The 14,003-nt window shown below is 61.1% G+C and carries 9 protein-coding genes, 1 pseudogene and 1 riboswitch; of the genes and pseudogenes, 6 read left to right on the forward strand and 4 right to left on the reverse strand.

All coding sequences use genetic code 11. The annotated features are described in order from the left end of the window. Positions 1-58: 58 nt before the first annotated feature. Entirely contained in the window at positions 59-907 is an 849-nt protein-coding gene (locus tag AC27VO_RS01110) for a 3-hydroxybutyryl-CoA dehydrogenase (RefSeq protein WP_488664867.1), read from the reverse strand. A 102-nt stretch (positions 908-1,009) separates the two neighbouring features. Between AC27VO_RS01110 and AC27VO_RS01115 the strand changes: the two genes are divergently transcribed. The 5 genes and pseudogenes from AC27VO_RS01115 to AC27VO_RS01135 all read left to right on the forward strand — a co-directional run bounded on the left by AC27VO_RS01115 (position 1,010) and on the right by AC27VO_RS01135 (position 8,223). Further along, positions 1,010-2,641: a GMC family oxidoreductase gene (locus tag AC27VO_RS01115; protein ID WP_488664868.1), complete on the forward strand. Its 1,632-nt coding sequence runs from the start codon at positions 1,010-1,012 to the stop codon at positions 2,639-2,641. Between the two features lie 163 nt (positions 2,642-2,804). Next, positions 2,805-4,580 carry a PHA/PHB synthase family protein gene (locus AC27VO_RS01120; RefSeq protein ID WP_488664869.1) on the forward strand — a complete coding sequence of 592 codons (1,776 nt, stop codon included), beginning with the start codon at positions 2,805-2,807 and terminating at the stop codon, positions 4,578-4,580. Between the two features lie 90 nt (positions 4,581-4,670). After that, positions 4,671-5,447 (forward strand): enoyl-ACP reductase FabI, encoded by a 777-nt coding sequence (gene fabI / locus AC27VO_RS01125; RefSeq protein WP_488664870.1) that lies wholly within the window; start codon positions 4,671-4,673, stop codon positions 5,445-5,447. A gap of 84 nt (positions 5,448-5,531) precedes the next feature. Beyond that, on the forward strand, positions 5,532-6,965 hold the full coding sequence (locus AC27VO_RS01130) for a bifunctional enoyl-CoA hydratase/phosphate acetyltransferase (protein ID WP_488664871.1): 1,434 nt from the start codon (positions 5,532-5,534) through the stop codon (positions 6,963-6,965). Positions 6,966-6,985: 20 nt separating this feature from the next. Next, a pseudogene (locus AC27VO_RS01135) lies at positions 6,986-8,223 on the forward strand (acetate/propionate family kinase). Here the strand turns inward: AC27VO_RS01135 and AC27VO_RS01140 are convergent. From AC27VO_RS01140 to AC27VO_RS01150, 3 genes are read right to left on the reverse strand one after another with little or no spacing between them, the layout of a single operon-like run. Then, positions 8,220-9,395, reverse strand: coding sequence for a GGDEF domain-containing protein (locus AC27VO_RS01140; RefSeq protein WP_488664872.1), 1,176 nt, complete (start codon positions 9,393-9,395; stop codon positions 8,220-8,222). The pseudogene AC27VO_RS01135 and the gene AC27VO_RS01140 overlap by 4 nt on opposite strands. Positions 9,396-9,441: 46 nt before the next feature. Further along, on the reverse strand, positions 9,442-10,896 hold the full coding sequence (locus AC27VO_RS01145; RefSeq protein WP_488665507.1) for an AMP nucleosidase: 1,455 nt from the start codon (positions 10,894-10,896) through the stop codon (positions 9,442-9,444). Positions 10,897-10,938: 42 nt separating this feature from the next. Beyond that, positions 10,939-13,014 carry a putative bifunctional diguanylate cyclase/phosphodiesterase gene (locus AC27VO_RS01150; RefSeq protein ID WP_488664873.1) on the reverse strand — a complete coding sequence of 692 codons (2,076 nt, stop codon included), beginning with the start codon at positions 13,012-13,014 and terminating at the stop codon, positions 10,939-10,941. Positions 13,015-13,360: 346 nt separating this feature from the next. Here AC27VO_RS01150 and dtd point away from each other — a divergent pair, with 346 nt between their 5' ends. Then, on the forward strand, positions 13,361-13,831 hold the full coding sequence (gene dtd / locus AC27VO_RS01155) for a D-aminoacyl-tRNA deacylase (protein ID WP_488664874.1): 471 nt from the start codon (positions 13,361-13,363) through the stop codon (positions 13,829-13,831). Positions 13,832-13,876: 45 nt separating this feature from the next. Then, positions 13,877-13,989, forward strand: a riboswitch (S-adenosyl-L-homocysteine riboswitch). Positions 13,990-14,003: the final 14 nt, after the last annotated feature.

Here is a 14,003-nt window from a genome sequence, read left to right on the forward strand (position 1 = left end):
AAACAAAAAACGCCCAGCGGCATGCGCCGCTGGGCGTTGTGGGGTGGCGCAGGAGGGCTTAGTAGGTGTACACACCCTGGCCGGTCTTGCGGCCCATGCGGCCCGCAGCCACCATTTCGCGCAGCAAATAGCAAGGGCGGTACTTGCTGTCGCCAAACTCTTCCAGGTAGACCTCCATCACGGCCAGGCACACGTCCAGACCAATCATGTCGGCCAGAGCCAGTGGGCCGATGGGCTGGTTGCAGCCCAGTTTCATGCCAGCATCAATGTCTTCGGCCGTGGCCGTGCCTTCGGATAGCACATAGAAGGCTTCGTTGATCATGGGCACCAAGATGCGGTTGACCACAAAGCCCGGGGCATTCTTGACGGTGATGGGGCTTTTGCCCAGCTTTTCCGACAGGGCCTTGACGGCGTCGTGCGTGGCATCGCTGGTTTGCAGGCCACGAATGATCTCCACCAGCGCCATCATGGGCACGGGGTTGAAGAAGTGCATGCCGATGAATTTGTCGGCGCGCTGGGTGACTGCGCCCAGTTTGGTGATGGAGATGGATGAAGTGTTGGTGGCAATCAACACTTCGGGGGCGAGCGTGTTGTCCAGCTGCTGCAGGATCTTGACCTTGAGGTCGTAGTTTTCGGTGGCGGCTTCAATGACCAGCTGTGCCGATTTCAGGTCCTCGTACTGGGTGGAGGTCTTGATCAGCGCCAGTGCCTTGTCTTTGTCTGCAACCGTGATTTTTTCTTTTTTGATCAAGCGATCCAGGCTGCCTGCAATGGTGGCCAGGCCCTTTTGCACGGCCGCTTCCGAAATATCCACCATCACCACGCCAATGCCGGACATCGCACATGCCTGTGCAATGCCGTTGCCCATGGTGCCTGCGCCAACGATACCTACGGTTTGAATGCTCATGATCTATCTCCCTCATTAGTGATTGGTATGCGGGGAAGATGGTATCCAAATTATTTGACAGAAGGCGTAACGTTGGTGCCTTCTGAAAGGGATGGTCTCGGCATGAGCGAATCATTTGACTATGTGGTGATTGGGGCGGGTTCTGCAGGCTGTGTGCTGGCGGGGCGTTTGACGGAGAACACCCAGCACCAGGTGTGCCTGCTGGAGGCAGGTGGCTCGGACGATGCCGTCCTGGTGCAATGCCCGGCAGGCATTGCAGGCATGGCCAAAAGCAAGCAGTTCAACTGGGCCATGCAGACAGTGCCCCAGGCGGGCTTGAATGGCCGCAGCGGTTTTCAGCCCCGCGGCAAGGGGTTGGGGGGGAGCAGCTCAGTCAACGCCATGATTTACTTGCGCGGTCAGCCCCTGGACTATGACTGGTGGGCGGCGCAAGGCAATCCAGGCTGGGGCTGGGATGATGTCAAACCCTGGTTTCTGAAAGCGCAGCACAACGAACGCGGGGCAGATGCGGTTCATGCCCAGGGTGGGCCTTTGAATGTGGCTGATTTGCAGCGCCCGAACGCTTTGAGTACGGATTTTGTGGAAGCGGGCGTGCAGGCCGGTTTTGCGGCCAACCCCGATTTCAACGGGCACAGCCAGGAAGGTGTGGGCCTGTACCAGGTGACGCAGAAAAATGGGGAGCGCCATAGCGCCGCCAAGGGCTACCTCACGCCCCATTTGCAGCGCAGCAATCTGCATGTGCGTACCGGAGCGCAGGTGGTGCGCATTGTGCTCAGTCCCACGGAAGACGGGCTGCGTGCCACAGGGGTGGAGTATGTGCGCGCTGGCGTGCGCTACACCGTGCATGCCCGGCGGGAAGTGCTGCTCAGCGCCGGGGCGCTGCATTCACCGCAGATTTTGATGCTCTCGGGAATTGGTCCGGCGGACCACTTGCAGCAAGTGGGCGTGACGCCGATGCATGATTTGCCCGGGGTGGGCGAAAACCTGCATGACCACCTGGATGCGATCGTCGTAGCCAATGCGCCGCGGTTGACGCAGTCGTTTGGCTTGTCGGTCGCAGGCCTGGCGCATGTGGCGCAAGGCGCCTGGGAGTGGCACAGCAAACGCACGGGTATCTTGACGACCAACTTTGCCGAAGCAGGGGCTTTTCTGCGCAGCAGCCCGGAAGAGGCGCAGCCCGATTTGCAGCTGCACTTTGTGGTGGGCAAGCTGCTGGACCATGGCCGTAAAACGGCCTGGGGCCACGGTTTTTCATGCCATGTCTGTGTGCTGCGGCCGCAAAGCCGAGGGACGGTGCAGCTGCACAACGCAGATCCGCTGATGCCGCCTGCGATCGACCCCAACTTCTTGGCTGCCGAAGACGATTTGCAGCGCACCGTGCGTGGGGTGCAAATCATGCGCCACATTCTGTCGCAGCCCGCATTGGCCAGACATGGTGCGCAGGAGCTACCTGCTTCAGCTGCCGCGCAAACACCTGCCCAGATAGCGCAATGGGTACGCCAGACGGCAGACACCATCTACCACCCGGTGGGCACTTGTCGCATGGGGACCGGAGATCGTGATGTGGTGGACAGCCAGCTGCGTGTGCACGGGGTGCAGGGCCTGCGGGTAGTGGATGCTTCGATTTTTCCACGCATCATCAGCGGCAACACCAATGCACCCACCATCATGGTGGCAGAGAAGGCCGCACACATGGTGCTGGAGGCGGCACAGACCGAGGGTGTTGCCGTGTGAGATGCCGGAGCGCAAGACCGCTGAGCGGACGGAGCGCTAGCTTTGCATGCTCTGTGCTTGGGGGTTGATAGAGGTCAAAACAGGCAGTTTTGCGCAGGCAGGCGCAGAGGCTTTTCCTGACAATGCAGGCTGATACAAACTGTAACTGCATGTTGAGGATGAAGTGACGGCTGAACATCTCCAAACCGATTGGCAAGCGAATGCTGCGCAGGCCTTGGATGACCGCATGCGTGCGGCGCTGAGTGCTGCGACCATGGGGCTCTCTCCGGTGGCGCTGGGCTTGGCAACGGCAGATTGGTGGATGCACCTGGCATCTGCGCCCGGCAAGCAGATGACTTTGGCGCAGCGTGCGTTGGAATTGGCGAAGCACGCGGCCAAAGCCAGTGTGGGCTCTTCGAGTGAAGCGGATGCCCGCTTTAAAGATGCTGCATGGCAACAGTGGCCGTACAGGGCGATGAAAGAAGGCTTCAAGGCCAGCGATAGCTGGTGGCGTGAGGCCTCACAGGTGGAAGGCATGACGCACCACCATCGCCAGCTTATGGATTTCTTTACACGGCAGTGGATGGATGCGTTGGCACCATCGAACTGGGCGGTAACCAACCCCGAAGTGCTGGCCAAGGCCCAGGCAACGGGTGGGGAAAGTCTGCGCAAGGGCTTGGCGCTGTACCTGGAAGATCAGCAGGCTGCGCGCAAGGCCAAGGCCGATACACCCGCACAAGCACTGGAGCCTCTGGAATATGCTGTGGGTGAGGATGTGGCATGCACCCCTGGCAAGGTGGTATTTCGCAATCATCTGATCGAGCTGATTCAGTACAGCCACAGTACGGACAAGGTGCTGCCGGAGCCCGTGCTGATCGTGCCTTCCTGCATCATGAAGTACTACATCCTGGATCTGTCGCCGCAGAACTCGATGGTGAAGTACCTGGTTGGCCAGGGGCATACGGTGTTCATCATCTCCTGGCGCAATCCGGTTGCTTCAGACCGGGAGCTGAAGATGCAGGACTATCTGAGTCGCGGTGTCCTGGAGGCCATGGCGGCCGTGAAAACCGTCACGGGTGCCACCAGCATTCACAGCATGGGCTATTGCTTGGGGGGAACATTCTTGGCGATTGCTGCCGCAGCTTTGGGGCGGATACAGCGCAAGAAAACACGCTCAGCCAAAGAGCAGGCCTTGATTCCAGCGGACATGCCCAGCCTGCGCTCCGTCATCTTGCTGGCGGCGCAGACGGATTTTTCTGAGCCCGGAGAGCTGGGTGTCTTTATCGATGAAGCCCAGCTGGCCAATCTGCGCCAGAGCATGAACGAAAAAGGCTATCTGTCGGGCAAGCAAATGGGCGGTTCATTCCAGTTTCTTGCCTCCAAGGATTTGGTCTGGTCGCGTAATACACGGCGTTATCTGATGGGAGAGGATGATGCCAGTTTTGATCTGATGAGCTGGAATGCCGATACCACGCGCTTGCCCGCGCGCATGCACAGCGAATACCTGAGTTCGCTGTTTCTGAACAACGCGCTGGCCTCGGGGCAATACCGGTTTGCGGGTGCGACGGTGGCGCTGATGGATATTGATGCACCCATGATGGTGGTGGGCACGACGCGTGACCACGTCTCTCCATGGAAGTCGGTCTACAAAATTCACTTGCAAACGGACACGCATGTGACCTTTGTTCTGGCCGCTGGTGGGCACAACGCAGGGATTGTCTCGGAGCCTGGTCGCCCGCGTCGCAGCTACCAGATCGCCAGCGTGGAGGATGGGTCTGGCTGGATCGATCCGGATGACTGGGTGGCCCAAACGCCCGTGGTGCAAGGCTCGTGGTGGGAGGCCATGGACCAGTGGATCCAGCAGCGCTCGGGTGCACCCGTCAAAACCAAGCCGATCAAGTCTGCACACGTGCTGTGTGACGCTCCAGGCACCTACGTCACGGTGCGCTACGCCGATTAAACGGCGAATATTTCCCGCAAAAAATTTCGATATGGGCATGCGGCACGGGCTGCGGCATTGCCTTTCACCACCAATGAGGAAACAAAGACGATGCATCGTGCTGCAGCATGGAGCCTGGCAGGCAAAAAAGGTTTGGTACTGGGATTGGCCAACGATCGATCCATCGCTTGGGGCTGTACGGCGCTGGCGCGTGCCCAGGGCGCAGACGTTGTGGCGTCTTGTCTGAACGAGAAAGCGCGCAAGTGGGTCGAGCCTTTGACTGCACCCATCGGGGTGGATCTGATGCACTGCAATGTGGAAGAGGAGGGGCAGTTGCAAGCGCTGGTGCAGCATGCCGTCGACAAATGGGGCAAGTTGGACTTTGTGATTCACTCCATCGCCTGGGCTCCCCTGGACGATCTGCATGGGGATGTGGTGGATAGCTCTCGGGAGGGCTTTGCGCGCGCGGTGAGTGTGTCCTGCCATTCGTTCGCGGAGCTGGCCAAACTGTGCGCCCCTCATATGCAGGATGGCGGCAGCATGCTTTCGATGAGCTATCTGGGGTCCGGCGAAGCGGTGCCGCACTACGGCCTGATGGGGCCGGTGAAGGCTGCGCTGGAGTCCATGGTGCGCTATATGGCGATGGAACTGGGTCCGCGAAACATTCGGGTGCATGCGGTCTCGCCCGGCCCCATCCTGACGCGTGCAGCTTCGGGGATTGCCCACTTCGACGGGTTGATGGCCACGGCGCAGGCCAAAGCGCCGTTGCAGCGCTTGGTGACGTTGGAGGAGATTGCGCAGCTCAGCACTTTCTTGTGCTCAGACGCCGCATCGGGCATGACTGGGCAGACCATTTATGTGGATGCAGGCGTGCATGCCGTTGACTGAGCTGCACCGCAGCCCCTGTGTCGCTCTTTCACCATTTCAACCCTTGCGGCATGGTTCAACCCTTGCAGCGAAAAAACGTTTCCTATGAATACCCTGGCACCTGATGTTGCATCGATGGAGAACGTGACGTATGACGAGCTGGAAATCGGGCATAGCGCCCGTTTGCTGCGTACGGTCACCCTGGCTGATATTCAGGCCTTCGCCGCTGTTTCTGGTGATATCAATCCCGCGCACCTGAATGCCGAGTATGCCGATGCGACCATGTTCCATGGCGTGATTGCGCATGGCATGTTGGGGGCTGCGTTGATCTCGGCGTTGTTTGGTACGCAGTTTCCTGGCCCGGGCACGATCTACTTGGGGCAAGAGCTGAAGTTCACCAAGCCCGTGCGCGTGGGAGATACCTTGGCCGTGGTGGCCACGGTGGTGGAAAAGGATGACGAGAAAAAACGCGTCAAGATGGATTGCTTGGTGACGAACCAAAAGGGTGAAGTTGTGCTCAAGGGGGAGGCCAAACTGATGCCGCCCACGCACAAAGTCAAAGTGCCCAGGGTGGACGCTCCGCAAATCCAGTTGTTTGACCCTGAAGCGCGACAGAAAGACCTGCTGGCGCGCACCGCCTCTTTGGCGGCAGTGCGCTGCGCGGTCGTACACCCTTGCGATGCGGGATCGCTCAGCGGGGCCATGGATGCGGCGCGCCACGGGTTGATTCTTCCCGTGCTGATTGGCCCGGAGGGCCGTATTCGGCGTGTAGCCCACGAGGCTGGTATTCAGCTGGATGGTGCAGAAATTATTTCTGTGGAACACAGCCACGCCGCTGCATCACTGGCTGCAGAGATGGCAGCGCGCCAAGAGGTGGATGTTGTGATGAAAGGCAGCTTGCACACCGACGAGCTGCTCAAGGCGGTGCTGGCGCAACCGGCATTGCGCACGGGACGCCGCCTGTCGCATATTTTTCGCTTTGATGTGCCGCTGTACGCCAAGCCGCTGTTGATCACCGATGCCGCCATCAACATTCGCCCCAGCTTGCTGGAAAAAGCCGACATCGTGCAAAACGCCATTGACTTTGCTCGGGTGCTGGGGGTGGAGGTGCCGAAGGTCGCGTTGCTGTCTGCGGTGGAAACGGTAACCCCCAGCATTCCTTCCACACTGGATGCCGCTGCCCTGTGCAAGATGGCCGATCGCGGACAAATTCACGGGGGCGCACTCGATGGGCCGCTGGCATTTGACAACGCCATTTCCATGGAAGCGGTGCGCATCAAAGGGATTGCATCGTGCGTAGCAGGGCATGCGGACATTCTGGCGGTGCCTGACCTGGAAAGCGGCAACATGCTGGCCAAGCAGCTCGAATACCTGGCGGGGGCATCGGGTGCAGGGCTGGTACTGGGTGCACGGGTTCCGATTGCCTTGACCAGTCGCGCTGATGGCCCGCGGGCGCGGGTGGCTTCCTGTGTGCTGGCGGTGCTGTGTGCGCATGAACAGCGCAAGCAGCAAGCGGCCAACGCCTGGAAGCAAGGCTAAGCGCAGCAAGGAGGACGGCGATGGCTATTTTGGCGGTGAACGCGGGGTCTTCCTCGCTGAAGTTTTCCCTGCACCCTCTGCACGAGGATCAAGTGCAGCCCTGTGTGTTGTCTGGCTGCATCCAGGGTCTGGAGCCCGGCGGTATTCCTGTGATGGATTGGGTATATCTAGGGAAAAGGCACTCAGAGCCTTTGCTGATAAGCGCTGAGTGCTCTGCTTTTTCGTCGGCTTTGCATCGTGTCAGTACCTTGGTCGAACGCCTGGATGCCGCACCGGAGATTGCCGCGATTGCCCATCGCGTGGTGCACGGCGGCGGTGTTTTCACAGGGCCAGTTCGGGTGACAGAGGAGGTGTTGCGCCAGCTGGCGTGTTTCAACTCGCTGGCCCCGCTGCACCAGCCGCACAACCTGGAAGGGATCCGTCAGTTCCAAGCGGTCTTTGTGCAGGTGCCGCAGATTGCCTGCTTCGATACGGCCTTTCACGCCAGCATGCCGGAGGTCGACTACGCATTCGCGCTGCCCCAGTCTTTGCAGGCGCAGGGCGTGCGCCGCTATGGGTTTCATGGCCTGTCCTACCAGTACATCATGTCGGTGCTGCAGCAGCAAACCCTGCGCGGGCGTGGTCGCGTGGTGATGGCGCATCTGGGCAATGGCGCCAGTTTGTGCGCGGCCTTGGCGGGTAACAGCGTTACCACCACCATGGGTTTTTCAGCCTTGGATGGTTTGATGATGGGTACGCGCAGTGGCTCGCTGGATGCTGGGGTACTGCTCTATTTGCTGGAGCAAGGCTGGACGCATGCGCAAATGCAGACGTTGCTCTACAAGCAAAGTGGGTTGCTGGGGGTGTCCGGTATTTCGGCCGATATGCGCACGCTGCGTGCGAATGGCAGTGTGCATGCGCAGCGTGCCATCGATCAGTTCACGCACCGCATCATTCGTGAGACAGGGGCTTGGTGGCATGCTTGGGGGGGCTGGATGTGCTGGCGTTTAGCGGTGGTATTGGCGAGCATGACGCCGTGTTGCGCGGCCAGGTGTGTGAGCGCCTGGGATGGCTGGGGATTCGCATGGATGCGCAGCGTAACCAGGCTGCCTTAGGGCATGCAGCGTGTGCCATTCATGCGCCAGACAGTTCGGTAGAAATCTGGGTAATTCCCACCGATGAGGGGCGTGTGGCAGCGCGTGAGGCCGCCGTACTGCTGGAACAGCAGCCACCGGCAACAGCGGTTTTGGTCAGCGATAGTGCACTGGCCCAGGCTTAGGGGTAGCGGATGGCCTGCACAGGGGCCAGGGGTGGTGGTGTTGCCGTGTCTTCAAATGCCAGTCGGTTGCGGCCATTGCTTTTGGCCTGATACAGCGCGGTGTCTGCCTGTTGCAGCAGTTGTTCCAGAGAGCGTGGCTGCATTTTGTTTTGCAGCGCGCAGCCCGCGCTGATGTGCAGTGCAAAGCCCAGTTCCTGGCGCGAACGTTCACGCAGTGCGGTGCTCAAACGCGTGAAAAAATGCTCGACAGCGCGCGGGTGGGCGTACATCAGCAAGCAAAATTCTTCACCGCCCCAGCGGAATGCCATCTCGTCCGAGCGCATGTGGGCACGCAGTATCTGCGCCAAAAGCTGCAGCGCCTTGTCGCCCATGGCGTGTCCATGTTCGTCGTTGACAGTCTTGAAGTGGTCCAGATCCAGCAAGATAACGGCCAGTGGCAGATTCTGTCGCTGCGCCAGCGCTTGCATCTGTGGTGCAGACTGCAGCAGCGCGTGGCGATTGGCCAGGCCTGTGAGTTGGTCGGTCATCGCCATCTCGCGCAGCTTCTGGTTGGTTTCGTCACGCCAGGCCACCAGCATGCTCACCAGCGTCAGGCTGCCGCATATCTGCGCAATCATGGCAAACAGGTGGTTGGGCAGGCTGTTGTGCGCAAAATCTTGCAGCCAAGTTGTATCGGTCACCAGATATGCACGGGTGAGCAGGCTGATGCCCATCACTGTGGCGCAGCCCGCCATCAGGTAGCGCCAGGACCGGGCAGCATCACGTTGCGGGTGCAGGCACATCCAGCCCAGGCAGCCAATGCTGATGGCATGGCAGGTGCTGTACCAGGCCATGCGCAGGGGAATATGGTCCAGGAAAAGCGCAAATCCCAGGGGGCCGAGGGCGCACAGGCCCACGACCACTGCACGCAGAGGGCGTGGACCCAGCCAGCTTTGCAGGGCTTGTGCCATCTGCCACTGGGCGGCAAAGGCGGTGCACGCTGCCGTCAGGCTCAAGACGGGGTCCCAGCTGGTGCCGCGGGTGCGTGCTGCAGCCACAATCAGCCCCCAGCTCAATGCCTGCAGCACAAAGTATTTCTGGGCATGCTGCGCCGCGGTGCTCACTGGGTTGCCCATGACCAGAGGGAGTGCCATGCCAATCACCATCATGTTGATGGTGATGAGAATGGCCATTGAAGCAAAATCCAAGTGCATGGGCAAAGCGGGGAGGGTGCAAAGGCTACTGAAAAGCCACTTCGGCAAAGCTGCGCAGCTTGCGGCTGTGCAGACGCTGGGCACCCCCGTCGCGCAGGAGTTCGACCGCGCGCATGCCAATGCGCAAGTGCTGGTCGACACGCTCGCGGTAGAAGTGGTTGGCCATGCCGGGCAGCTTGATTTCGCCGTGTAACGGTTTGTCACTTACACACAGCAGTGTGCCGTATGGCACGCGAAAACGAAAGCCATTGGCCGCGATGGTGGCGCTTTCCATGTCCAGGGCCACCGCTCGGCTTTGGCTAAAGCGCCGCTGGGGCAGGTTGTCTGGCAACAACTCCCAGTTGCGGTTGTCGGTACTGGCCACGGTGCCCGTGCGCATGATGCGTTTGAGGTCGTCGTCCGAGACCTGGGCCACGTCGGCCACTGCTTGCTGCAAGGCCTGCTGAATCTCGGCCAGCGCTGGGATGGGGACCCACAGGGGCAGCTCTTCATCCAGGACATGGTCTTCGCGCACATAGGCGTGGGCCAACACGTAGTCACCTAGGCGCTGACTGTTGCGCAGCCCCGCGCAGTGGCCCAGCATCATCCAGGCATGCGGGCGCAGCACGGCAATGTGGTCGGTGATGGTCTTGGCGTTGGCCGGGCCCACACCGATGTTCACCATGGTGATGCCGCTGTGGTCTGCGCGCACCAGGTGGTAGGCGGGCATTTGCGGCAGGCGTGCCGGGGTGGTGCCCAGGGCATCAATGTCATGGGCAGCCAGCCCAACGCGGCGTGTCACCACGTTGCCGGGTTCGATGAAGGCGATGTATTCGCTGTCTGGCTTGGCCATTTCGGCGTGGCCCAGACGAATGAATTCGTCGATATAGAACTGGTAGTTGGTGAACAGCACGTAGTTCTGGAACCACTCGGGGGCCGTGCCGGTGTAATGGCGCAGCCGGTGCAGCGAATAGTCGATGCGTGGCGCGGTGAACAGAGACAGGGGCAGAGCGCCGCCGGGTTGGGGCTGCCAGGTGCCATTGGCAATGCCATCGTCCATGGCGGCCAAGTCCGGCAGATCGAAAACCTCGCGCATCATCTGGCGGCGCTGGGTGCTCAGGCTGCCTTCAATGTGGTCATTGTCGGCAAAGGAAAAGTGAATCGGGATGGGCTGCTGACTCAGTCCCACCTCAAACTGCACGCCGTGGTTGCGCTCCAGCAGGCTCAGCTGGGTGTGCAGATAGGTCGCGAACAGATCAGGCCGGGTGATGGTGGTTTCGTACAGCCCGGGGTGATCTAAAAAGCCATAGGCCAGGCCGGTTTCAGGTCTGCGCACACTGTGTGCATGAATGCGCAGCAGCGGGTAGCAAGCGCGTACCGGCTGCGGGAAGTCCTGGCCTTCCACGTACGACTGCATGGCGCTGCGCAGGCGCGCTATCTGCTGCAGGTACAGCGTCTGCAGATGCTTGACGGCATCCGCAGCGTGGGTAAATACGGCCATTGCGGCCGAAGGCGAAGCGGCAAGTGGTGTGTCGTGCATGCCTCATTGTGGCGTACCCATTTGGCATTGGTGTTTTTGCCAGCCAAGCGCATCTTCGGCGGACATGGGGCGCGAGAGGTAGTAGCCCTGAATCAGGTCGCAGCCCAGGCCTTTGAGCAGATCCCACTGCGCCTTGGTCTCCACGCCTTCCGCCACCGTGCGCAGGTTCAGGCTGTGGGCCATTTGCAAAATGGCGGTGACGAGGCTCACATCGTCCTGGTCCTGCGGGGTGTCTTTGATGAAGGCGCGGTCGATCTTGAGCTTGTCCAGCGGATAGCGTTTCAGATAGGCCAGGGATGAATAGCCGGTGCCAAAGTCGTCGATCGCCAGGCGCACGCCCAGCGCCTGCAACGCCTCCAGCGTGCTGAGCACGTGCTCCGACTGTTTCATCAGCGTGGTCTCGGTCAGCTCGATTTCCAGCCATTGCGGATCGATCGCGGTGTCGGTCAGGATTTGCTGTACTTCTGTCTGCAAATTGCTTTGGTTGAATTCAATGGCTGACATGTTGACCGACACCACAACGGGCGGCAGCCCCGCATCGCGCCATGCGCGCAGCTGTTTGCAGGCTGCACGCATGACCCAACGGTCCACCAGCGAGATCAAGCCGCGTGATTCGGCAAAGCTGATGAATTCTGCCGGGGGCAGCAGGCCGCGCTCTGGGTGCTGCCAGCGCACCAGCGCTTCAAAACCTTCCAGGCGGTTGGTGCGCAGATCCCACTGCGGCTGGTAGTGCAGCACCAGGCCCTGGTCTTGTTCGACGGCTTCGCGCAGCAGGCGGTCTTGTGCCAGCAGGCGGCTGGGGCGCATGTGCATGAGCGCGCTGTAGTACTGGTGGCTGCCGTGGCCCAGGTTTTTTGCGGTTTCCATGGCGGCGCTGGCATTGAGCATCAGGGCCTCGGCGCTGTCGCCGTCCTCGGGATAGAGGCAGATGCCGATGGATGCCGGCAGATTCACCAGCCCGCTGGGCAAGGCATAGGGCTTGTCCATGACAAAGCGGATTTCACGCAGGATGCATTCGGGCTGGCAGGCCGTGAGCGGCGATGCCAACACCACCACAAACTCATCGGCGGCCAGGCGCGCCACGATATCGTCCGGATGCACCTTGCTGCGCAGGCGGCGCGCGGTCTCCACCAGCAGCTTGTCGCCTGCGTCGTGCCCCAGTGAATCGTTGACGTCTTTGAAGCGGTCCAGATCCACGTACAGCACGGCGGCGGGGTGCTGGCACTGCGCGGCATGCTGCAGCACCTGGCGCAGCTGGCGCATCAGGCCCTGGCGGTTGGGCAGTCGCGTGAGCGGATCGTGAAACGCCAGAAAGTGCATTTCCGCTTCGGCACGTTTGCGCTCTGTGATGTCGCGCAGCACCATCAGGCCCAGATCGTCCCCATCTTCGGGCAGCAGGCTGATGGTGATTTCCACGTCCAGTTCCTGGCCGCTGTGGTGCAGCAGCCGGGTTTCCTGGGCGCTGGTGGTGCCCTGCTCCACCATGGCCTGGGCTGTGGCGCGCAGCACGTGGGGCAGCAAGTGCAGCACGGGGCGGTCCAGCAGTTGGCTCAGCGGGTAGCCGGTCAGCGCGATGGCGGCGGGGTTGGCATCAAAGATGCGGCCATGGCGAAAGAAAATGATGGATTCACTGGTGGCCGTGGCGTAGCGGCGCAAGCGCGTGTCGCTGTCTTGCACCATCTGCATGGCATCGACGAACGACAGGCTTTGCAGCGGCGCCACCACAATGGCGCAGACGTTGGGGCCGTTGGCGTGGGCGATCAACTGCGTGGGAATGTGCTGGTTGCGTGCAAACGTCAGCGGGGTTTGCAGGCTGGCCCCGTGTTCGTGCGCGTCGGCTAGGCGCTCCAGTTCGCACTTCCACTCGTTCCAGTCGCATGGCGACAGGTAGCTCTGCGGCTCTTTGTCCTGCAGGTCCTGCGTGGGCATGTCAAAGAGCTTGGCATAGCTGGCCGTGGCCCACAGGCAGCGGGCGGAGGGCCAGCTCAGATACGCCATCGGCACACCGGTGGTCAGGGCCACGGCGTGCAGCACATCCAGTGGTGGCTCGCTGGGGGAACGGGTGGGTACGGGGGTCATGGCTGCACCTGGGGCGGGTGGCGGCTGCACAGGGTGGCGCAGCCGGTGGCAGGCGCAGTCAGGCGTGCGCAGATGCCTGGCGGGTAGACGCAGCCAGGCCAGGCGGGGTGGTGAGAAAGAGCAGTCGCAGACATAGGACTGCAGGTATACCGGAGTCCATGTGGGCAAGTTTTGCGTTACGGCAAGTTACAGTTTGGCGGTGGCTGCGCGCATACAGTCTGAGCGGCGTGCACGATCTTCACAAAAATAAGAGCGGCTAGCGCAGGTGTTTCATACCTTGTAGGCTTGTTTGTGCGTGAGTTGCAGGTTTAATCAGCGCTACCAGCTATGTATTTGTGAGAAACCCATGATCACCGTATTGCAACGCGTGCGCCAGGCACGTGTCGAGATTGATGAGCGCATTGCCGGGCAGATTGCGCACGGCCTGCTGGTGTTGGTGTGTGCCGAGCAGGGTGACACCCCACAAGAGGCCGACAAGCTGCTGGCCAAGGTGCTGAAGCTGCGCATCTTCACCGACGACGCGGGCAAGATGAACCGCAGCGTGCAGGACGTGGGCGGTGGGCTGCTCATCGTCAGCCAGTTCACGCTGGCGGCCGATACGCGCAGCGGCAACCGGCCCAGCTTTACGCAGGCGGCCAAACCGGATGATGGCCGCCGGCTGTACGACTACATCGTGGCGCAGGCGCGAGTGCTGTACACCGCAGGGCCTGTGCAGACGGGCGAGTTTGGTGGCGACATGCAGGTGCACTTGGTCAACGACGGGCCGGTCACCATCCCGCTGCGCATTGCCCCTGCGGCGGTGCCAGCTGTTGGCTGATGGCGGCAAACCCTGAAGGGCTCGATTACAATCGGCGCTTCTTTTCCTCCTGAGGAGCGTTGCAGCGACCACCCGAATCCGCGGTGGCGTGAGGCTCGGGAGGGCAGCAGGTGGCTGAAAACAGCCTCCTCGCTCCCAGGCAACGACGCTCACCCACGCTTTCTGTGCGGTG

The organism is Comamonas sp. 14P8.1.4 (genome assembly GCF_057799285.1).